Here is a 19,603-nt window from a genome sequence, read left to right as displayed (position 1 = left end):
CGTTCGGAGCGCCCCCGGTCGGCCTGCCGGGACTCTCCGGCCCGACCGCGCCGAACCGCGTACCCGCGAGCCCGGCCTTCGCCGATGGGGCGGCGATCCCGCCGGTCCGCCCGGCGAGCCCGCGCCCCGCCCTGCCGGACTTCTCCTTCGCCGGCGCCCCGGCGCTGGCGGCCGCCCTTCCCGGCGGTCCGGAGCCGCACCGGCAGATCGCCGCCGACCACCCCCGCGCCAACGCCTTCGCGCATGCGCGCGCCCCGCAGCGCGTGCCGGGTGACCCGTCGAGGGATGGAATCGACGCGGCGCAGGAGCGCTTCGCGCGCACCGGGACGCTCTCCCGGGCACCTGAGGCGCCGGCCTCCGACTACTACTTCCTGAACCTCGGCCCCGGTCCGGCCCGCCGGGCGCCGGCGAGCCCCCGGGTGGAGCCGGCGCGCCATACGGGTCCGGCGCCGCGCCTGGCCGCACAGGGATCGAGCCCGGTGGCGGCCCCCTTCGACGTGGAGCACGTCCGCCGGGACTTCCCGGCCCTGCACCAGAGCGTCAACGGCCACCCGCTGGTCTGGCTCGACAACGCCGCCACCACCCACAAGCCGCAAGGGGTGATCGACGCGACCGCGGAGTTCTACGCCCGGCACAACTCGAACATTCACCGGGCCGCCCACACCCTGGCGGCGCGCTCGACCGACCTGTTCGAGGGCGGCCGCGAGGCGGTGCGCCGCTTCCTCAACGCCCCGTCGAAGGACGACATCGTCTTCCTGCGCGGGACCACGGAGGCGATCAACCTCGTCGCCCAGTCCTACGGCCGGGCGCAGATCGGCCCGGGCGACGAGATCATCGTCTCGACCCTCGAGCACCACGCCAACATCGTGCCCTGGCAGATGCTGGCGCAGCAGGCGGGGGCGACGCTCCGGGTGATCCCGGTCGACGACCGCGGCGAGATCATCTTCGAGCAGTACGCGGCGCTGCTGTCGGGCCGCACCAAGATCGTCTCGGTGACGCAGGTGGCCAACGCGCTGGGCACCGTGAACCCGGTGCGGGAGATCATCCAGCTTGCCCACGCCTACGGGGTGCCGGTGCTGGTCGACGCGGCGCAATCCGCGCCGCACATGCCGCTCGACGTGCAGGCCCTCGACGCGGACTTCCTGGTCTTCTCCGGGCACAAGGTGTTCGGGCCGACGGGCATCGGCGCGCTCTACGGCAAGTCGCACCTGCTGGCTGCGATGCCCCCCTGGCAGGGCGGTGGCCACATGATCGAGGACGTCACCTTCGCGCGGACGGTCTACAAGGGCGCGCCGGAAAAGTTCGAGGCGGGCACGCCCGACATCGCCGGGGCGGTCGGCCTCGGTGCGGCGCTCGACTACCTCGCGGGCCTCGGCCTGCCGGCGATCGCCGCCTACGAGCACGACCTCCTGGACTACGCGCAGGCCGGTCTCGCCGACGTGAAGGGCCTGCGCCTGATCGGCACGGCCCGGGAGAAGGCGAGCGTGATGTCCTTCGTGATCGCCGGGCAGGAGAACGCGGCGGTGGCCCGCCACCTCGATGCGCACGGCATCGCGGTGCGTTCCGGCCATCACTGCGCCCTGCCGGCCCTGCGCCGGTTCGGGATCGACCAGTCGGTGCGGGCCTCGCTGGCCTTCTACAACACCCGCGCGGAGGTCGACGTCTTCCTCAAGGCGCTGCACACCCTGCCGCGGCCTTGAGCTGCGGGGGGCGGCCGGATCCGCGGCTCGCCCCTCGTCCGGGCAACCCAGTTCACACGACAGGCTCGGCGGAACGGCCGCAGGTTGGGCGCACGGTCCCTCTCCCGCACGGGAGAGGGGGCAAGGTGCGTCCCGCCGCCAGTGTCGGCGGCCAACCGGGACGTGTGACCATCGTAGCCGCTGCGGGGGGCGTGAGCGGCGCACTGCGACCGGCCAGCGGTCGGCGGGACCCTCACCCCGCTGCCGGCCGGAGGTGGCGCGTCCGCACCGTGCCGTCGATGGCCCGCAGCGCGCGGAGCACCCCCTCCGCCTCGCCCGACGGCACCGACGCGTCCACCACGACGTAGCCGAACTCGCCGTCCGTCTGGAGGTACTGCGCGTCGATGTTGAGCGACCGGCTCGAGAAGATCGCGTTGATCTGGCCGAGCACGCCGGGCACGTTCCGGTGGACATGGAGGAAGCGCGCGCCGGACAGGCGCGGCGGCAGCTGCACCTGCGGGAAGTTCACCGCGCCGAGCGTCGAGCCGGTCTGGATGTAGTCGACCAGCTTGCGGGCCACCTCCGCGCCGATGCGATCCTGCGCCTCCTCGGTCGAGCCGCCGATATGGGGGGTGAGGATGACGTTCGGCAGGCCCTGCAGGGGGGACACGAAGCGCTCCGCGTTGGACGTCGGTTCCACGGGAAAGACGTCGATCGCCGCCCCGGCGAGATGCCCGTCGCGCAGGGCCGCCGCCAAGGCGTCCAGATCCACTACCGTGCCGCGGCTGTTGTTGATCAGGTAGGCGCCGGGCTTCATCGCGCGGATCCGCTCCGCACCCATGAGCGCGTGTGTCAGGGGCGTCTCGGGGACGTGCAGGCTGACCACGTCGCTGACGGCGAGCAGCACCTCGAAGCTCTCCGCCGGCTCGGTGTTGCCGTGGCGCAGCTTGTCGGTGAGATCGTAGAAGATCACGCGCATGCCCATCGCCTCCGCGAGGTTCGAGAGCTGCGCGCCGATATTCCCGTAGCCGACGATACCCAGCGTCTTGCCGCGCACCTCGAAGGCGCCGGAGGCCGACTTGTCCCATCCGCCGGCATGCGCCGAGACCGAGCGCGGCACGATGCGCCGGAGCAGCATGACGATCTCGCCGATCGTGAGTTCGGCGACGCTGCGCGTGTTCGAGAACGGCGCGTTGAAGACGGGCAGGCCCCGGGTGCGCGCCGTCTCGAGGTCGACCTGATTGGTCCCGACGCTGAAGCAGCCGATGGCGGTCAGGTCCGGCAGGGCGTCGAGAAGCGCGGCGGTGACCTGCGTACGGGAGCGGATGCCCAGGACGGTGGCGCCGGCGAGGTCGTGCGCATCGTCGGCTTCGATGGCACGCGGAACGGGCCGGATGTCGCGCAGTCCGGCTTGGGCGAAGACCTTCGATGCTGTCGGCGCGATGCTTTCAGCCAAAACGATGCGCTCGGGCGACACGGTCTCTCCTCCTCGGAACGTCCTGCTCGGAACGAGCCTGCGATTCCTCAGCCTGCCGCCGGGGCGGGACGGCGGCAAGGTCGTGCGCCTGTGCGGGCCGGCGCGCACCGGCCCACCCCTCGACGGCGGCCGCGCGGGCTGCCAGTTTCCCGCCCCTGCGGCCATGACCGCGGACAGACAGGTGCGCCATGAGCGGATTGACAGCCCGGGCCGTGATCGTCCAGCCGGGGGGCGGTTTCGACAAGGTCGGCTTCGGCGAGCGGCCGGTGCCGGAGCCTAGCCCCGGCGAGATCACGGTCCGCCTGCGGGCGAGTTCCCTCAACTATCACGACTACGCCGTTGTCAGCGGCCTCTGGGGGCCGAGCGAGCCGCGCGTCCCGTTGTCCGACGGTGCCGGCGAGGTCGAGGCCGTGGGATCCGGCGCGGCGGAGTTCGCCGTGGGCGACCGGGTGGTCAGCACGTTCTTCCCGACCTGGACCGAGGGGACGCCCCTGGTCGAGGGTTTCGCCACCGTGCCGGGCGACGGCGTCGACGGCTATGCGCGCGGGCGGGTCACCGCGCCGGCCACCGCCTTCACCCGCGCCCCGAAGGGCTGGGACCACGCCGAGGCGGCGACGCTCACCACCGCAGCGCTCACCGCGTGGCGGGCGCTGCACGCCGATGCCGGCCTGAAGAGCGGCGACGTCGTGCTGGTGCAGGGCACGGGCGGCGTGTCACTGTTCGGCCTGCAATTCGCCAAGGCAGCGGGCGCCATGGTGATCGCAACCTCCTCCAGCGACGCCAAGCTGGAGCGCCTGCGCGGGCTGGGCGCCGATCACCTGATCAACTACCGCGCCGATCCGGCCTGGGGCGAGACCGCCCGGCGCCTGACGGACGGGCGCGGCGTCGATCACGTCCTCGACGTCGGCGGGCCGGCGACGCTGGCGCAGTCCATGGCGGCCGTGCGCGTCGCCGGCCACATCTCGGTGATCGGCATCCTGTCGGGGCTGGCAGGCGAGCTGCCGCTGGTGCCGGCGCTGCTGCGCCAGATCCGCCTGCAGGGCGTCCTAGTCGGCAGCCGGCGCCACCAGATCGAGATGATCCGCGGGATCGAGGCCTGCGGGCTGCGGCCGGTGGTCGACAGCCGCTACCCCCTCGACGACCTCGTCGCGGCGTTCCGCCACCAGGAGAGCAACCGCCACTTCGGCAAGATCTGCATCGAGCTCTGATCGGTCAGGCCGGGCTCGGGGCGGCTCAACGGAAGGCGATCCGGAGGGCGCCGGGCATCCCGGCCCTCCCGTAGGCCTCCGCCTCATGCGGCGGCCCCGGCCGGTGCGCGCAGCCATTCTCGCAGAAGGCGCGGAGCGTGCGCCGGTCGAGCCCGATATCGCTCAGCATCTCCTCGTCGAGGGCGGACAGGAGACGAAAATTCCGCGCCGCGACGCGGCTCTTCCGGATGGATTTCAGGAACGCGAGGATCACGGTTCAACCTCCGTCGTGCCGAAGACGCCGTGGTTGCTCCACGACCGGCTCAACGTCGCTGTCTCGTCCCGTGCCCGCATCCTCTGTTCGGACGATCGGTCGTCCGGGGATCGGTCCTGGCTCGCGCGGACGGGCCGGCGCCGGGATCGGCGCCGGCCCGACGCGTCAGTAGCGGCAGACCCGCCGCGGACCGAAGGGGGTCGGGCGGAAGAAGCAGCGCGGGCCGTAGAAGCGCGGACGGCGGTAGATCGGCCGGCAGCGTCCGTACGGGCCGGGCGCCCATCCGGGACCGCAGCCGAAGGCGACGGTGCTGACTGCCGAGGGGCCAGTGATCGTGTCGGCTCCGGCGGGCGCCAGGGGCGCCGCGCTGGCGGAGGCCAAGCCGAGGCCGCCGACGACGGCCGCGGCGGCCGCGTACATCTTCACGTGCATCATCTTCAGACCTTCTGTTCGGTCGCGCGCCGGGCAGCCCGGGGGCGCGACCGGGGGAAGAATGGTCATCGGGCCTGAATGCGGGCTGACCTCAGCCATTATGGTCCAGAAACAAACAATCCGGCTTCCCCGCGGGGCGCCGAGGCGGTCGCCGTTGCGGCGCGCGGAGGGAAACGCGCCGCAGGAACGGAGCGGCAGGGCTCGTGTTGTCCGCCAGATCGTTTTCGTGAGGCGCGACGATGGCCGGAACCGCCAAGAAGACCGACCCCGCGCTGTGGGACAAGGTCAAGACCCGGGTCACGAATTCCGACGCGGGCGGCAAGCCGGGCCAGTGGTCGGCGCGCAAGGCGCAGATGGCGACCGCCGCGTACAAGAAGGAAGGCGGCGGCTACGCCGGCAAGACGACGCCCGACAACCATCTCCGGCAATGGACCGACGAGGATTGGGGCACGAAGTCGGGTCAGGCGAGCGGCAAGACCGGCGAGCGCTACCTGCCCAAGAAGGCCCGTGAGACTCTGACCGACGCGGAATACGCCGCCAGCACGGCCAAGAAGCGGGCCGATACCCGCAAGGGCAAGCAGTTCTCGAAGCAGCCGATGCCCGCCGCCGAGAAGGCCGCCGCGGCGCGCGTCGGCGACGGCCGGACAAGGGGCAGATCGGGCGGCAAAACCGGGACGACGAAGGCCGCCCTCATGCGCGAGGCCCGCGCGCAGAACGTGCCCGGTCGGTCGCGGATGTCGAAGGCGCAGCTGGCGCAGGCCGTCCACGCCTGAGGTGTGACGCGGGCCGGCGTCGGCCATGACGCAAGACGTCCCGGGAGAGACTCCCGGGACGCTCCTCGGCTCAAGCGGCCAGTTTGATCGGGCTGGGGATGCTCAAGGTCGAGAGGGGATGCGGTCTGTCCAGAGGACCTCGCCCTGTCCCGGTTACCGGGACGGCGCCCCCCGCGGTGCTGGGGGGCGCCACCGCGCGGGGTTCTTAGTACGAGCCGAACTTGTAGTTCAGGCCGGCGCGGATGACGGCGAACTCGTCGGAGCGGCGGCCGATGTTGTTGTACGCCACCGGGAAGTTGTTGGCGGCGTTGATGACGAACGCACCCTGGTTGCGGGTGTTGCGGTCGAGGTTGACGTACAGGCCTTCGACCTTGAGCGTCACCGCCGAGGAGCGGAAGAAGTTCAGGAACGACTCGGTGGGCAGGGCGTACTCGATGCCGCCGCCGACGGCGTAGCCGGTGCGGAAGCTGTCGTTGCCGGCATAGCCGCCGAACGAGCGGTCGGCGCTGCCCGAGCCGTAGGCGAAGCCGCCGGTGCCGTAGAACAGCACGCGGTCGAAGGCGTAGCCGAGGCGGCCGCGCACGGTGCCGAAGAAGTCGAGGCTGGAGAGGCCGCGCGGGTCGGTGACGTAGTAGCCGGGGGCGAGCGGCCCGACGAGCAGGGCGTTGTTCCGGCTGCGGCCGAAGTCGAGGTACTGGGCATCGGCCTCGATGCCGAACACGACGCCGGAGCCGGGCGTCAGCTGCCAGTTGTAGCCGATCTGGCCACCGCCGGAGAAGCCTTCCTGGTTGCGCTGGTTGAAGAACGCGGTGGTGCCGTTGCCGTACGGGGCGGGCACGGCGAAGCTGTTGGTGTTGTTGCTGCTGGCGTCGAAGGCGTAGCCGGCGTTGATACCGAAGTAGGCGCCCGTCCAGGTGAACACCGGGACCGGGGTGAACACCGGCGGCGGAGCGGCCCGGCGCGGAAGGTCGGCGGCCGAAGCGGCGCCGGTGAGGGCCGTGAAGGCGGCGAGCGAAGCCAGGAGCTTGGTCATGTCGGTCATCCAGAGTTGTGATCTGACAGCAAGGCTACCGGGCACTGAGGAAAATAGCTGTAGTTTTACGGACACACCGCCCGATGATGAGCCGCGGTGTCATAGTAAATCGTTTATGAAGACAAGGCGGAAACCCGAAATACATCGCGCGGCCCCAGAAAGAGCGCGGCAACATTTTGGTCGCGCTTTGGTTGCACAGGATCGGGCACTCGGACGTCGCCCGTTGCATCAGAGCCACAGGCGGGTCGTGCGGCCCGCACGCGAAAAGGCCAGGGTCGGCCTATCGGTCGTGATCCGGCCGCGGGCCACGCCGCCTATCACCGCAGTGGCGCCATCCGTCGATCCCCCGGACCCTCGATGCTCCCGCGATCGCGCGCCCGGTGAGACGCCGACATGTCCGTGTCGTCGGATTACCGACTTCGGCATGAGCGGCCGGCTCGGATGACGGCTCGACTATCGATCGGGTGTCCCGATCCGAGGTTATCACTCCCGTTACCACTGGGAAAATAGACGGGATCGAGACTCGTTGTTCCGGCTGACCGATCGATGGGGATCCCCCTGCCATGCATGTGAGAGTCCGCCTCGACGGCGCGAACCCGCTCCGCTGGCACATCGCGCTGGTGAATCGGCTCGCCGCCCTGCCCGGGATCGGGACCGTGAGCGTCGATGCCCGGCCCAGCCCGGTGGAGTGGCCGGCCCAGGCCGATCTGCTGTTCCGGCTGGAGGCCCTGATCTTCCGGCTGAGTCCGAACGGATCGTCGCCCGTGCCGCCCGCGGACCTCTCCGCCTGGGCCAGTCCCGCGGCCGCGGACCTCGTGCTCGACCTGTGCGGCGATGCGGTCGCCTCCGGCCCCATCTGGCGCCCGGCCTATGACGGCGGCCTCGGCGAGACCGCCCTGCTCGCGAGCCTGCTCGCCGGCCGCGTGCCGCGGCTCGACCTGCTCGAGGGCCGCACAGTCATCGCCTCCGGCCGTCTCGGATCGGATTACCGGGGTTCCATAGCCCTGTCCTTCGAGGACGCGCTGGCGCGGACGATCACGATCGTCGCCGCCGCGCTGCGGGACCGGTTGGCGGGCCGTGGCGGAACCGCGATGCCCGTCGCGGCCGCGGCGGCGGTGCCCGCGCCGCCGGAGCGGATCCTGGCATCCAGACCGGCGCGGCTGCTTGCCCGCAGCCTCGTCGGCCGCCTGTACAGGCTGTGCTATCACGCGCCGCACTGGCGCACCGGATGGCGGACCCTGCGCGGACCGGACCTGATCGACCTCGGACGGCATCCCGAGGGGGGCTGGCATGTCCTGCCCGACGATGGGCGGCGCTTCTACGCCGATCCGTTTCCCCTCGCCTCCGGCGGCACGACGCACGTCTTCGTCGAGGAATTCCCCCACGCGACCGGCAAGGCGATCATCTCGGCGGTCCGCTTCGGCCAGGACGGACCCGAGGGGCCGCCGGTCCCGGTCCTGGAGGAGCCGTACCATCTCTCCTACCCGTTCGTGTTCGCGCGGGACGGCGCCGTCTGGATGGTGCCGGAGAGTTCGGCGGCGGGCACGGTCGACCTCTACCGGGCGACGCGCTACCCCGGGGGCTGGGTGAAGGAGGCGACGCTGCTGTCCGGAGTGGTCGCGAGCGACGCGACGCTCCTCGAACACGGCGGCCGCTGGTGGATCTTCGCCACCGTCCGCGATGCCCCGCCTGGCGCCCCACCGGGATCGGGCTGCCACCACGACGCGCTGTTCCTCTGGTCGGCGCCTGACTTCCGCGGGCCGTACACGCCGCATCCGGCCAACCCCGTGCTGATCGACCCGTCGGTCGCCCGGCCTGCCGGACGGATCGTGGCGCGCAATGGAACCCTGATCCGACCGGTCCAGGATTGTGCGGAGGGTTACGGCCGCGCCCTGTCGCTGGCGCGGATCGACCGGCTCGATCCGGACGGGTTCGCCCAGACCATCGTCGGCCGGATCGAACCGGGTGCCGCCTGGCCCGGCCGGTGCCTGCACACGCTCAACGCCGACGGCGGCCTCGAATGCATCGACGGATCCGGCCGGGCCTCGCGCCTCAGGGCGCGGTTCGGCGCCTGAGCGGACCCGCCTGGGCCGGCCACCCGTTCATGCGCACCAATCCCTGAGCGACCGGGGGTTTCCGTCGCGGCATCGGCGGTTGCCGTTGCAAAACCCGCCCGAATCCGGCGTGCGCCGCGATGGAAGGCCCCGCGGCCCGGAACCAGCCGGCGTGTTCCGTGTTCGCTCACGAACCCGGAGACACGTCGCCCCCATGGTCATGATCCTCATCTGCTTTCTCGCGCCATGGCTCGCCATGTTCCTGCGCGGAAAGGTGTTTCAAGGCATCCTCTGCATCATCCTGCATCTCACGATCATCGGCTGGATCCCGGCGACGATCTGGGCGCTGATCGTCACCCGGCGAGAGGCGGCCTGACGGTCTCACCGGGCCGGCAGCGGCCCGGAATGCGGCCGGACCCAGGTGCCGACCGTCCGATGAATCCGGTGCGCGGCGCGGGCCGGTGAACCCCGCGCATCTCGGCCGGGGCCGGCCGACGCGGCGTGCGGGCTGGCGACCCCGGTAGGGCTCGAACCTACGACCTGCCGCTTAGAAGGCGGCTGCTCTATCCAGCTGAGCTACGGAGTCGGGAGGCCAGGCGGTCCCAGAAGCCACGGGCTCGCCCGGGGGTCAAGCGTGCGGCCCGCACCTCCGCCGGAGCCTGTGGTGTCCCGCGTGCGCACCCCGACGGTTGCGCTCTCCTCCGATCGGGGTTGCGCCGACGGGCGGATCCGGACAAGCCGGGTCGCGGTTCATGCCCGGGCGCCGCGCCCGTGTCCGGAGACCGAGGTTGCCGCCGCCTCCCACAGCATCGCCGCCCGAACGCACCCGCCGGGTCGCCGCGGAACGCGGCAGCCTGAACCGGCCCGGCGCGGACCTCGGCCGCCTTCCCACCGGTCTCGACCTCCGGGGCGTGCGGCTCGTGGAGGGTGTGCGCGCCGCCTTCGCGTTCGGCGTCGTCATCCTGATCAACATCTGGGTGCAGTGGCCGCCCCTGCTCACCATGGCGCTCGCGGCGAACCTCGCCTGCTTCTGCGACAATGGCGGACCCATGCGGGCACGCCTGCGCGTCCTCACCGCCTTCTCGTTCCTCGGCGGGCTGCTCTGGGCGGGCCTCGGCCTGATCCAGCCCCTGGGGCTCCCCGTCGTCGTGCCGGTGGCCTGCGCGCTGATCTTCGCCTGCTCCTACGCGCGGGTCTGGAGCGTGCAGGCGCAGTCGGCCGGGAACGTCCTCGTCGTGGTGCTGTGCATCGCCCTCGACCGGCCGCTCGGCCCGGAGCAGGCCGGGATCACCGTGCTGATGTTCGCGGCGGGGGGGCTCTGGGCGACCTTCCTGGCCCTGGTCATCTGGCGGCTGCATCCCTACCGCCCGGCGCACCGGGCGGTGGCGGAGGTCTGGCACAATCTCGCGCGCCTCTGCGGTGACCTGGAACGGCTCGTCGCCCTGCCGGAACCCGACACCGCCGCCTTCGACGGCCATGCCCGGGGCCATCGGCGGGGCGTCCGGGCGAGCATCGAGACCGCGCGGACCATGATCCTCGACCTCGCCCGCTCCCGCGAGCGGGTCTCGGACCGCACCGCCCAGGCGCTGCTGCGCCTGGAGAGCGCCGAGCAGATCTTCTCCGCCCTGATCGCCGTCGGCGAGCTGATCGACAGCCGTCCCGATACGAGCCGCCGAGCCCTCGCCAAGATCTTCCTGCGGCGCCTGCGCCCGCTCCTCGTGACCATCGCCCGGGCGATCCGCGACGACGTCAGCCTCGACCTCGCGCGCCTGGAGCACTCGATCGCCCGGGCGGCCGAGGGACTCTCGGACGATCCGACCCTGGCGCGCCTCGCCGACCGGATCGTCGGCCGGGTGCGGATCGGCGCCAAGCTCTCGACGCCGGAGGGCTACCGGCCCGGCGGGACCTTCCTGGACGGCGGCAGCCTCGACCGCTGGACGCGCTATGTCGGGCCGCTGCAGCAGAATTTCACGCTGGCATCGCCCAATCTGCGCCACGCTCTGCGGGCAAGCGCCGTCGCGGCGCCCGCGCTCGCCGCCACCCTGACCTATGCGGGCGCCTTCACGCACTGGCTGGTGATGACTGTGGTTCTGACCATGCAGCCCTTCTACGCGGCGACGTGGCAGCGGGCGCTGGAGCGGATCGGCGGCACGGTGCTGGGCGGCCTCGCCGGCGCGGTGCTCGCCTATTATGCCACGACCCCGCTCGCGGAGGCCGGGCTGATCCTGGTGCTGAGCATCGTCGGCTTCGCGGCCCGCCAGATCTCGTACGGCTTCTTCGTGGCCTGCCTGACGCCCCTCGTGGTTCTGCTCGTCGAACTGCTCGAGCCCGGCCACAGCTCCTGGGAGATCGTCGCCATGCGGGCGGGCTTCACGGTCCTGGGCGGGCTGATCGCGGTGGCGAGCTGCCTTGTGCTCTGGCCGATCTGGGAGCCCGATCAGGTTCGCCAGGAATTGCGGCGGGCGCTGAAGGCCCATGCGGGCTTCGCCGAATCCGTCCTGCGGGCACCCGCCGGACCGGACCGGGAGGCCGCGATCCTGACCCGGACCCGGGCGGCCGGCCTCGCCCTCAACGATCTGGAAGCGGCCCTGTCGCGCGCCCTGCAGCAGCCGCGCGCCGGCCACCATCCGGAGGTGGAATCGGCCCTCGTGGCCGACGCGACCCTGCGCCGGATCAGCGCCCGGCTCACGGTGCTGCGGCACGCCGCCGAAGCGGCCGCCCCCGAGGCGGAGCCCTGGCGGGCCTGGACCGCCGCGACCCTGGCGGCCCTGGGCGCGGACCAACCGCTGCCCGAGCGTCCCGGCCTCGATCGGGGCCAATCCCTGACCCGGCTCGTGAGCCAGGTCGATCTTCTGGTCGGAACCCTGCGCCCGGGGGAGATCCGCCGGCAATCCGCCGACGGGTCAGAGGGCGAGGCCGCGGCCGCTGGTTCCGGCGTGGCGCACCCGGTCCGGACGTCCTGACCAGCGGGTGCGCGACGCGGACCCGCGGTTCACCGGCAGGTCCGTCCCGGCGCGTTAGAACCGCGGCAGGGCGTTGGCCGGGCCTCCAGCATGCGGGCCGGCATAGCGGTAGGCGGGCGCCGGCTCGGCGCGGACGGTATCCTGCCGCAGGAGGGAGCCGGTGCCGACCCAGCCCGAATAGGCCGAGGCCGGGTAGGGCGAATGCCGCGAATCCAGGCCCTGGGCCAGGGCCGGGGTTGCGACGGCCGCGACCAGGGCGGCGGCGGCGAGCATGCGAACGGTCATGGGGATCTCCAAACGTCTGCGTCTGACTTCAGCGGGAAGTCATCCGGTCAATCGTGTCGCGTGAGGAAGATCGTCGGGTCGGCGGTCTTGATCACTCGGGCTTTGCTTGATCACTCGGGCTTTGCTTGGCCGAATGTGACCTCTCAACGGGGATACTCTGCCTCGGGTTCGGCCGGGGCCGTGCGCTGGCGCACGACGGAGACGGCCCGGCCCCGGAGACCGGCACGGCGCCCCGGTCGGACCGGACCCGGCCGGGGGTGCGTCCCGCGCGGAAGCGTGCCACAGACCGCGCCGAACGGAATCCCCCGGAAGCCCCTGACATGAAGTTGATCGTCGGCCTCGGAAATCCGGGCGCGCGTTACGCGGGCAACCGGCACAATATCGGCTTCCTCGCCGTCGACGCCATCGCCCGCCAGCACCGGGCGAGCCCGTTCCGCCACCGCTTCCAGGGGGAGGCCGCCGAGGCGGTGCTGGGCACGGAGCGGGCGATCCTCCTGAAGCCCTCGACCTTCATGAACGAGTCCGGCCGCGCGGTCTCGGAGGCGCAGCGCTTCTACAAGATCCCGCTGGCCGACGTGATCGTGCTCCACGACGAACTCGACCTCGCCCCCGCCAAGCTGCGGGTGAAGCTGGGCGGCGGCAATGCCGGCCATAACGGCCTGCGCTCGATCACCGCGCAGTGCGGCAACGACTATCGCCGGGTCCGCCTCGGCATCGGCCATCCCGGCGACAAAGCGCTGGTCCATGCCTACGTGCTCAACGATTTCGGCAAGGCCGAACTGCCCTGGGTGGACGACCTCTGCCGGGCCGTGGCCGACCACGCGGACCTGCTCGCCGCCGGCGAGGATGCGGGCTTCCAGAACAAAGTCCACCTCGCCATGGCCGGCCGCGGCTGGGACGCGGTGAAGACCCTGGGCGCCCGAAATTGACACGCCCCCACGGGGACGGGATATCGAGGCGGGCGAGAGGGTCCGAGGTAGGCCGTGTGCCACACGCCCGGCTGTCGGCGGTTCGATTGCCTCCCGGTAGCCGCGGCCCGGCTCGCCGGTGCCGCGCGTACTCGACCGAGGACAGGGCGCACGGCGCCCTGTTCGAGGGCCTGACCCTCATCAACCCTTTCCGCGCGTCGCCCGGCGACGTGCTTCAACGGAACTGAGTCCATGGGCTTCAAATGCGGCATCGTCGGCCTGCCGAACGTCGGCAAGTCGACCCTCTTCAACGCACTGACGCAGACGGCGGCCGCCCAGGCGGCGAACTACCCGTTCTGCACCATCGAGCCGAACGTCGGCGAGGTGGCGGTGCCGGATCCGCGACTCGATGACCTCGCCCGCATCGCCTCCTCGAAGGAGATCATCCCGACGCGGCTGACCTTCGTGGACATCGCCGGCCTCGTGCGCGGCGCCTCCAAGGGCGAGGGCCTGGGCAACCAGTTTCTGGCCAACATTCGCGAGGTCGACGCCATCGCCCACGTGGTCCGGTGCTTCACGGACGGCGACGTCACCCACGTGGAGGGCAAGGTCGACCCGGCGGCCGACATCGAGACCATCGAGACCGAGCTGATGCTCGCCGACCTCGACAGCCTGGAGCGCCGCGCCGTCGCCCTGGAGAAGAAGGCCAAGGGCGCCGACAAGGAAGCCAAGGAGAGCCTCGACCTCGTCAACCGGGCGCTGCCGCTCCTGCGGGAGGGCAARCCGGCGCGGCTGGTGGAGCGCAAGCCCGACGAGGAGAAGCTGTTCCAGTCCCTCGGCCTGATGACCGCCAAGCCCGTCCTCTACGTCTGCAATGTCGATGAGCCCGACGCCGACAAGGGCAACGCCTATTCGGAGGCGGTCTTCGCCCGCGCCAAGGCGGAGGGCGCCGTGGCGGTGGTGGTCTCGGCCAAGATCGAGAGCGAGATCGCCGTGATGCCGGAAGCCGACCAGGCGGAGTTCCTGGAGGCGGTGGGGCTCACGGAGCCCGGCCTCAACCGGGTGATCCGGGCCGGCTACGATCTCCTCGGCCTCGTCACCTATTTCACGGTCGGCCCCAAGGAGGCCCGCGCCTGGACGATCACCAAGGGCACCCGTGCCCCGGGGGCGGCCGGGGTGATCCACTCGGATTTCGAGAAGGGCTTCATCCGGGCCGAGACCATCGCGTTCAAGGATTACACCACGCTGAACGGCGAATCCGGGGCTCGGGACGCCGGCAAGCTCCGCCTGGAGGGCAAGGAGTACGTGGTGCAGGACGGCGACGTGCTGCATTTCCGCTTCGCCAACTGATCCTTCCATCCCGGACGCGCCCGCCCATGCCCGACCCCGCCCTCGAGGATTTCGCTGTCGGCGACGTGATCGTCGGCGAGCCGCTCACCGTCACCCGCGACGCCATCGTGGGCTTCGCCGAGCAGTTCGACTTCCAGCCCTTTCACCTCGACGAGGCAGCCGCGGAAGGGACCTTCGCGGGCCGGCTGATCGGGTCCGGCTGGCACACGGCGGCTTTGGGCATGCGGCTGCTCCAGCAGGGGCCGTTCAAGGGCGGCTCGTCGCTGGGCGCGCCGGGGATCGACGAGTTGCGCTGGCTCGCGCCGGTCCTGCCGGGGGACGCCCTGACGCTGACCTTCCGGGTCGCAGGAACCCGCGATTCGACCTCGAAGCCCGGGCTCGGCTTCGTCACCGCCGAGGTCGCCGTCGGAAACCCGCGCGGCGAGACGGTGCTGACCCAGCGCTTCACCTTCATGCTTGCCCGCCGCGGCACCGACCCCCTGCCCCCGCGGCCCGTGGAGATCGGCGAACCGGGACCGGTCGCGGAGCCGCAGGACGCCGAGATCCTGCCGTTCCTGCGGGACGCCGAGATCGGCGCCGTGCGGGAGCTGGGCGCCTACCCGTTCACCGCCGAGGCGATCGTGGCCTTCGCCCAGGCCTACGATCCGCAGGCCTTCCACCTCGACCACGCGGCGGCCAAGCGCAGCCATTTCGGCGGCCTGTGCGCCTCCGGCTGGCACACGGCCGCCGCCTACATGAACCGGATGCTCACGACCCGCGCCCGCGACGCCGCCTACACGGCGACCCGCGGCCCGGTCCCGGAGGCCGGCCCCTCTCCCGGGTTCAAGGCCTTACGCTGGCTGAAGCCCGTCTACGCGGGCGACACGTTGCGGTTCAGCGCGAAGCTGACCGACAAGCGCGCCTCCGCCTCGCGGCCAGGCTGGGGACTGGCCTTCGCCCGCAACACCGGGGTGAACCAGCGCGGCGAGCCGGTTTTCTCCTTCGACAGCGCGGTCTTCCACCAGTGGGAGCCGTGAGCGCGCCGGGGTCGCTCCCGCGCGTTGACATCCGGGACACGGACGGGATCGGGCAGGCATGTATCAGAAGAAGCTCGGCAGCACGGGGCTGTTCGTCTCGGAACTCTGCCTCGGCACCATGACCTTCGGCGGCGGGACCGGGATGTGGCGCCAGATCGGCGCCCTCGACCAGGCGGAGGCCGGGCGCCTCGTCGGGCGGGCGCTCGATGCCGGGATCAACTTCATCGACACGGCCGACGTCTACGCGGAGGGGCTCTCGGAGCAGATCACCGGCCAGGCCCTGCGCGACCTCAAGGTCTCGCGCGACAGCGTCGTCGTCGCCACCAAGGGCTACGGGCCGATGGGGCCGGGGGCGAACGCCAAGGGCGCCTCGCGCCTGCACCTGATCGATGCCTGCAAGGCGAGCCTGAAGCGGCTCCAGCTCGACCATATCGACCTCTACCAGATCCACGGCTTCGACCCGGCGACGTCGATCGAGGAGCAGGTGCGCGCCCTCGACATCCTCGTGCAGCACGGCCACGTCCGCTACGTCGGCGTCTCGAACTGGGCGGCGTGGCAGATCGTGAAGGCGCTGGGGATCAGCGAGCGGGCCGGGCTCGCCCGCTTCGAGACCCTGCAGGCCTACTATTCCATCGCCGGCCGCGACCTGGAGCGGGAGATCGTCCCGATGCTGCGCTCGGAGGGGCTCGGCCTCCTGGTCTGGAGCCCGCTGGCCGGAGGCCTGCTCAGCGGCAAGTATGCCGGCGGCGCGGGCGAGGGCCGGCGCGCGAGCTTCGACTTCCCGCCGGTGGACCGCCCCCGGGCCGAAGCCTGCATCGAGGCCATGCGGCAGGTGGCGGAGGCACGCGGCGTCTCGGTGGCCCAGGTGGCGCTCGCCTGGCTGCTGCACCGCCAGGCGGTGACCAGCGTGATCGTCGGCGCCAAGCGGCTCGACCAGCTGGAGGACAACATCGCGGCGACCGAACTCAGCCTCAGCGACGCGGAACTCGACGCCCTCGACGCGGTGAGCGTCCTGCCGGCGGAGTATCCGGGCTGGATGTTCGAGCGCCAGGGCGCCCGGGCGCAGCAGCTCGCGGAATCGGGCCGGCCCGGGGTGCGGTGAGGCGGCTCACGCCGCCTTCCGACGCTCCGGGTAAAGCCCGTACAGCCCCGCGGCGCCAATGACCCAGACCGGCTCCTGTCGCCTCTTTAACCGATCCTGCTAAGGTAGGAACGGAGGTCGGCCTATGACGGAGTTACTGGAGAAGGCGGTCGCAGCGGTGCGTCGGATGTCCGTTGCCGAACAGGATACCATCGCCCAGGCCATCCTCAGCCTCGCGCAGCTCGCTGAGCCGCTCGACATCGAGCCCGAAAACGTGGCCGCCGTCACGGCGGGCCTGGACCAAGCCGATCGCGGCGCGTTCGTGGAAGGTGAAGCGGCCGCGAGCGTCGCGGCTACTTTCGCACGTGTCCGTGAAAGATCGTGAGACTGCGTCTCACACCGCAGGCACTCGCAGACGTGGAGACCATCGCGACGTATCTGGAAAGCCGGAATCCGCTCGGCGCGCAACGCGTCGAGGCGGCGATTCAGGACGCGCTCATCCTCATCGGCCGGTATCCCGAGATCGGCTCGATCGGGCGTCAGCGCGTTCGCCGTCTGGCGCTGCCCCGCTATCCGTACCTGATCTTCTACCGTGTGGACGAGCCCGCGGATGTCATCGCGATCCTGGCGATCCGGCATGCGGCCAGAAAGCCGGCCGGCCAATCCTAGAGCGGGCGAAGTCGTCTTCCGTCCGTCGCCCCACAGGCCAAGCCGCGCCCCTGTCCGCCCCCTGCCCTCACGCCGCCTTCCGGCGCTCCGGGTAGAGCCCGTACAGCCCCGCGGCGCTGGCCTCGCAGATCCCGCGCTCGGTGATGATCCCGGTCACCAGCCGGGACGGGGTCACGTCGAAGGCGGGGTTGGCCACGGGGCTTCCGGGGGAGACCACCTCGATCGTGGCGAAGCCGCCGTCGGCGAGCCGCCCGGTCATGTGGGTGACCTCGCGCCCGTCGCGCTCCTCGATCGGGATCTCCTTCACCCCGTCGTCGAGCGTCCAGTCGATCGTCGAGAACGGCAGGGCCGCGTAGAACGGCACGCGGTTGTCGTGCGCCGCCAGGGCCTTCAGGTAGGTGCCGATCTTGTTGCAGACGTCGCCGCTCGCCGTCGTGCGGTCCGAGCCGACGATGCACAGGTCGACCCCGCCGTGCTGCATCAGGTGCCCGCCGGCATTGTCGGCGATGACCGTGTGCGGCACCCCGTGGCCGTTCAGCTCGAAGGCGGTGAGCGCGGCACCCTGGCTGCGCGGCCGGGTCTCGTCGACCAGGACGTGCACCGGCACGCCCCGTTCGTGGGCGGCGTAGATCGGCGCCAGTGCGGTGCCCCAATCCACCGTGGCGAGCCAACCGGCGTTGCAATGGGTCAGCACGGTCACCGGCCGGTCGCCGCCCCTGGCCCTGTGCAGGTCGGCGATGACCTGGCTGCCGTGGGCGCCGATGGCGCGGCAGCTCGCCACGTCCTCCTCGGCGATGCGGCCCGCCTCCGCGAAGGCGCAGGCGAAGCGCTCGTCGGGCGCGACCTGCCGCAGGTTGGCGGAGAGCCGGTCGAGCGCCCAGCGCAGGTTGATCGCCGTGGGGCGCGTCGCCGCGAGCACCGCCACCGCCCGGTCGATCCCATCCGTGGAGGCATCCGCCCGCATGGCCAGCGCCAGCCCGTAGGCCGCTGTGACGCCGATCAGCGGGGCGCCGCGCACGATCATGGTGCGGATCGCTACTGCGGCGTCCTCCAGCGTGGCGAGGCGCTTCAGCTCGAACGCGAAGGGCAGGCGGGTCTGGTCGATCACCTGGACGCTGACGCCGTCCGGGTCCGGGAAGATCGTGCGGTAGGGCTGGCCGTCGATATTCATGGCCGGTCCTGTGCCACAGCGGGGCGGATTTTGCACCCTCCGCACGGGGCGCTGATCGAGCCCCGGCGGCCCGGGCGTGGGCCGGTCAGCCTTCCTCAACCTTAGCGGCTCGTTAAGGGGGCCGTGCCTAGCCTCTCGGGCAAGTCCCCGTTCTGCGTCCGGTCCCGCATGCGCTCGCTTCGCCGTCCCGCATCGCCCTACGACACCTTCGTCGACAGCGTTCGCCCGTTCCTGGGCAAGCGCCTGACGGAACTCGGCGGGTTCGTGCTGTTCACCGGCGCGGTCGCGCTGACCGTGGCGCTGGCCACGTGGTCGATCGACGACCCGAGCCTCAATCACGCCACCGACCATGCCGCCCACAACGTCCTCGGCCAGCCTGGCGCCGTGGTGGCCGACCTCGCCATGCAGATCCTCGGCCTCGGGTCGCTCGCCTTCGTGCTGCCCCCGGCCCTCTGGGGCGTCCGGCTGATGCGCGAGCGCAACCTGCCCGAGGGGGGCCTGCGCATCGCCCTCTGGATCATCGGCTTCTGCGCGGCGAGCGCGGTGGCGAGCGCTCTGCCGCCCACGACCCGCTGGCCGCTGCCCACCGGCCTCGGCGGGGTGGCCGGCGACGGCCTGCTGTCGATGGCACGGGTGATCGTCGGGGCGGTCTCGTCCGCGGCGGCCCACCTCGTCGGCTTCGCCTACGCCGCCGTGGCGATCCTGAGCCTGACCGGCGCCTGCCGCTTCGGGGCGGTCGAGGAGGAGACCCTGCACGACGACCCCTACCCCGTCCGCCGCGCGCCCGTGCGGGGCCGGGACCCGGCCCGCGATGAGCGGGAGGATTCCGACGAGCCGAGCCTCGGCCTCGTGGGTGTCGGCGCCCTCGCGCAGGGGCTGATGGGCCTCCGCCACGCCGCGGCCGACCGGATCGCGGCGTGGCGCGCGGGCCGGGCCGAGCCGATCGACGGTGCTTCGCCGGCCCTGGCGGCCCGGCGCGCCTTCACGGATGCGGACCTGCCCTGGGCCGACCACCTGCCCGAGGGGCGGGAGCCAGGCGCGAGCCGGCGCGAGCCGGTCTTCGACGCGGCGGAGGACGCATCTCCGGGGATGCCCGCCCGCCGGGGGCCGCCGTCGCAGGCCGACGCGGATGCCGTCGAGACCCTGGGCGCCTTCGAGCCACCGCAGCGCCCGGTGCCACAGCGGGCCGAGCCGACGGCCTCACGCGTCGCCCCGCCGGCCGCCGCCCCCGTACCGGCCCGCCGCGCGCCA

The 19,603-nt window shown here is 71.9% G+C and carries 19 protein-coding genes and 1 tRNA gene; 13 read left to right on the top strand and 7 right to left on the bottom strand.

Annotation, left to right across the window (positions count from 1 at the left end):
- The coding region (locus AC1DXK_RS25185; protein ID WP_477299387.1) for a family 2A encapsulin nanocompartment cargo protein cysteine desulfurase at positions 1 to 1,700 on the top strand (1,700 nt) is incomplete at its 5' end.
- Between the two features lie 232 nt (positions 1,701 to 1,932).
- On the opposite strand, the gene serA is transcribed toward AC1DXK_RS25185, so the two are convergent.
- Positions 1,933 to 3,156: a phosphoglycerate dehydrogenase gene (serA, locus tag AC1DXK_RS25180; RefSeq protein WP_457106765.1), complete on the bottom strand. Its 1,224-nt coding sequence runs from the start codon at positions 3,154 to 3,156 to the stop codon at positions 1,933 to 1,935.
- A gap of 188 nt (positions 3,157 to 3,344) precedes the next feature.
- Here serA and AC1DXK_RS25175 point away from each other — a divergent pair, with 188 nt between their 5' ends.
- Positions 3,345 to 4,364: a zinc-dependent alcohol dehydrogenase family protein gene (locus AC1DXK_RS25175; RefSeq protein ID WP_457106764.1), complete on the top strand. Its 1,020-nt coding sequence runs from the start codon at positions 3,345 to 3,347 to the stop codon at positions 4,362 to 4,364.
- A 25-nt stretch (positions 4,365 to 4,389) separates the two neighbouring features.
- Here AC1DXK_RS25175 and AC1DXK_RS25170 read toward each other — a convergent pair whose 3' ends face one another.
- Both AC1DXK_RS25170 and AC1DXK_RS25165 read right to left on the bottom strand, forming a co-directional pair.
- Complete coding sequence (locus tag AC1DXK_RS25170) at positions 4,390 to 4,617, bottom strand: YjiS-like domain-containing protein (RefSeq protein ID WP_457106763.1); 228 nt, start codon at positions 4,615 to 4,617, stop codon at positions 4,390 to 4,392.
- 165 nt (positions 4,618 to 4,782) lie between these two features.
- A complete protein-coding gene (locus AC1DXK_RS25165; RefSeq protein WP_457106762.1) occupies positions 4,783 to 5,052 on the bottom strand; it encodes a GCG_CRPN prefix-to-repeats domain-containing protein in 270 nt (89 codons plus the stop codon).
- A 236-nt stretch (positions 5,053 to 5,288) separates the two neighbouring features.
- On the opposite strand from AC1DXK_RS25165, the gene AC1DXK_RS25160 reads away from it, so the two are divergent.
- Complete coding sequence (locus AC1DXK_RS25160; protein WP_477299386.1) at positions 5,289 to 5,822, top strand: hypothetical protein; 534 nt, start codon at positions 5,289 to 5,291, stop codon at positions 5,820 to 5,822.
- A gap of 205 nt (positions 5,823 to 6,027) precedes the next feature.
- On the opposite strand, the gene AC1DXK_RS25155 is transcribed toward AC1DXK_RS25160, so the two are convergent.
- Positions 6,028 to 6,855 carry an outer membrane protein gene (locus tag AC1DXK_RS25155; RefSeq protein WP_477299385.1) on the bottom strand — a complete coding sequence of 276 codons (828 nt, stop codon included), beginning with the start codon at positions 6,853 to 6,855 and terminating at the stop codon, positions 6,028 to 6,030.
- A gap of 563 nt (positions 6,856 to 7,418) precedes the next feature.
- On the opposite strand from AC1DXK_RS25155, the gene AC1DXK_RS25150 reads away from it, so the two are divergent.
- Positions 7,419 to 8,930: a glucosamine inositolphosphorylceramide transferase family protein gene (locus AC1DXK_RS25150; protein WP_457106955.1), complete on the top strand. Its 1,512-nt coding sequence runs from the start codon at positions 7,419 to 7,421 to the stop codon at positions 8,928 to 8,930.
- Positions 8,931 to 9,123: 193 nt separating this feature from the next.
- Positions 9,124 to 9,285 (top strand): YqaE/Pmp3 family membrane protein, encoded by a 162-nt coding sequence (locus tag AC1DXK_RS25145; protein WP_457106956.1) that lies wholly within the window; start codon positions 9,124 to 9,126, stop codon positions 9,283 to 9,285.
- A gap of 133 nt (positions 9,286 to 9,418) precedes the next feature.
- Here the strand turns inward: AC1DXK_RS25145 and AC1DXK_RS25140 are convergent.
- Positions 9,419 to 9,495 (bottom strand) — tRNA-Arg (locus AC1DXK_RS25140).
- A gap of 166 nt (positions 9,496 to 9,661) precedes the next feature.
- On the opposite strand from AC1DXK_RS25140, the gene AC1DXK_RS25135 reads away from it, so the two are divergent.
- A complete protein-coding gene (locus AC1DXK_RS25135; RefSeq protein ID WP_457106957.1) occupies positions 9,662 to 11,872 on the top strand; it encodes an FUSC family protein in 2,211 nt (736 codons plus the stop codon).
- Between the two features lie 54 nt (positions 11,873 to 11,926).
- On the opposite strand, the gene AC1DXK_RS25130 is transcribed toward AC1DXK_RS25135, so the two are convergent.
- Complete coding sequence (locus AC1DXK_RS25130; protein WP_457106958.1) at positions 11,927 to 12,157, bottom strand: hypothetical protein; 231 nt, start codon at positions 12,155 to 12,157, stop codon at positions 11,927 to 11,929.
- Between the two features lie 320 nt (positions 12,158 to 12,477).
- Between AC1DXK_RS25130 and pth the strand changes: the two genes are divergently transcribed.
- The 6 genes from pth to AC1DXK_RS25100 all read left to right on the top strand — a co-directional run bounded on the left by pth (position 12,478) and on the right by AC1DXK_RS25100 (position 17,181).
- On the top strand, positions 12,478 to 13,086 hold the full coding sequence (gene pth, locus AC1DXK_RS25125; RefSeq protein WP_457106959.1) for an aminoacyl-tRNA hydrolase: 609 nt from the start codon (positions 12,478 to 12,480) through the stop codon (positions 13,084 to 13,086).
- A 231-nt stretch (positions 13,087 to 13,317) separates the two neighbouring features.
- Positions 13,318 to 14,415, top strand: a complete 1,098-nt coding sequence (ychF, locus tag AC1DXK_RS25120; RefSeq protein WP_457106960.1) for a redox-regulated ATPase YchF — start codon at positions 13,318 to 13,320, stop codon at positions 14,413 to 14,415.
- A gap of 26 nt (positions 14,416 to 14,441) precedes the next feature.
- Positions 14,442 to 15,431 (top strand): MaoC/PaaZ C-terminal domain-containing protein, encoded by a 990-nt coding sequence (locus AC1DXK_RS25115; protein WP_457106961.1) that lies wholly within the window; start codon positions 14,442 to 14,444, stop codon positions 15,429 to 15,431.
- A gap of 58 nt (positions 15,432 to 15,489) precedes the next feature.
- Positions 15,490 to 16,533, top strand: a complete 1,044-nt coding sequence (locus tag AC1DXK_RS25110; protein WP_457106962.1) for an aldo/keto reductase — start codon at positions 15,490 to 15,492, stop codon at positions 16,531 to 16,533.
- Between the two features lie 124 nt (positions 16,534 to 16,657).
- Positions 16,658 to 16,897, top strand: a complete 240-nt coding sequence (locus tag AC1DXK_RS25105; protein WP_457106963.1) for an acetyltransferase — start codon at positions 16,658 to 16,660, stop codon at positions 16,895 to 16,897.
- The gene (locus AC1DXK_RS25100) at positions 16,894 to 17,181 is read left to right on the top strand and encodes a type II toxin-antitoxin system RelE/ParE family toxin (RefSeq protein WP_457106964.1); all 288 of its coding nucleotides are present in this window, start codon (positions 16,894 to 16,896) and stop codon (positions 17,179 to 17,181) included. The genes AC1DXK_RS25105 and AC1DXK_RS25100 overlap by 4 nt, the downstream gene beginning before the upstream one ends.
- 67 nt (positions 17,182 to 17,248) lie before the next feature.
- On the opposite strand, the gene mtnA is transcribed toward AC1DXK_RS25100, so the two are convergent.
- Positions 17,249 to 18,352 (bottom strand): S-methyl-5-thioribose-1-phosphate isomerase, encoded by a 1,104-nt coding sequence (mtnA, locus tag AC1DXK_RS25095; RefSeq protein WP_457106965.1) that lies wholly within the window; start codon positions 18,350 to 18,352, stop codon positions 17,249 to 17,251.
- 168 nt (positions 18,353 to 18,520) lie between these two features.
- On the opposite strand from mtnA, the gene AC1DXK_RS25090 reads away from it, so the two are divergent.
- The coding region (locus tag AC1DXK_RS25090; RefSeq protein WP_477299388.1) for a DNA translocase FtsK 4TM domain-containing protein at positions 18,521 to 19,603 on the top strand (1,083 nt) is incomplete at its 3' end.

The organism is Methylobacterium sp. P3_A11, assembly GCF_056403155.1.
Note: the sequence above shows the minus strand (reverse complement) of the source record. Positions and strands in the feature narration are given on the sequence as shown.

Bases quoted from the DNA above. Each gene is read 5' to 3' on its own strand.
- AC1DXK_RS25145 (WP_457106956.1), top strand. From the start codon at position 9,124: ATGGTCATGATCCTCATCTGCTTTCTCGCGCCATGGCTCGCCATGTTC.
- AC1DXK_RS25155 (WP_477299385.1), bottom strand. From the start codon at position 6,855: ATGACCAAGCTCCTGGCTTCGCTCGCCGCCTTCACGGCCCTCACCGGC.
- mtnA (WP_457106965.1), bottom strand. From the start codon at position 18,352: ATGAATATCGACGGCCAGCCCTACCGCACGATCTTCCCGGACCCGGAC.
- AC1DXK_RS25105 (WP_457106963.1), top strand. From the start codon at position 16,658: ATGACGGAGTTACTGGAGAAGGCGGTCGCAGCGGTGCGTCGGATGTCC.
- AC1DXK_RS25175 (WP_457106764.1), top strand. From the start codon at position 3,345: ATGAGCGGATTGACAGCCCGGGCCGTGATCGTCCAGCCGGGGGGCGGT.
- AC1DXK_RS25150 (WP_457106955.1), top strand. From the start codon at position 7,419: ATGCATGTGAGAGTCCGCCTCGACGGCGCGAACCCGCTCCGCTGGCAC.
- AC1DXK_RS25165 (WP_457106762.1), bottom strand. From the start codon at position 5,052: ATGATGCACGTGAAGATGTACGCGGCCGCCGCGGCCGTCGTCGGCGGC.
- AC1DXK_RS25115 (WP_457106961.1), top strand. From the start codon at position 14,442: ATGCCCGACCCCGCCCTCGAGGATTTCGCTGTCGGCGACGTGATCGTC.
- AC1DXK_RS25160 (WP_477299386.1), top strand. From the start codon at position 5,289: ATGGCCGGAACCGCCAAGAAGACCGACCCCGCGCTGTGGGACAAGGTC.
- pth (WP_457106959.1), top strand. From the start codon at position 12,478: ATGAAGTTGATCGTCGGCCTCGGAAATCCGGGCGCGCGTTACGCGGGC.
- AC1DXK_RS25135 (WP_457106957.1), top strand. From the start codon at position 9,662: ATGCCCGGGCGCCGCGCCCGTGTCCGGAGACCGAGGTTGCCGCCGCCT.
- AC1DXK_RS25130 (WP_457106958.1), bottom strand. From the start codon at position 12,157: ATGACCGTTCGCATGCTCGCCGCCGCCGCCCTGGTCGCGGCCGTCGCA.
- AC1DXK_RS25110 (WP_457106962.1), top strand. From the start codon at position 15,490: ATGTATCAGAAGAAGCTCGGCAGCACGGGGCTGTTCGTCTCGGAACTC.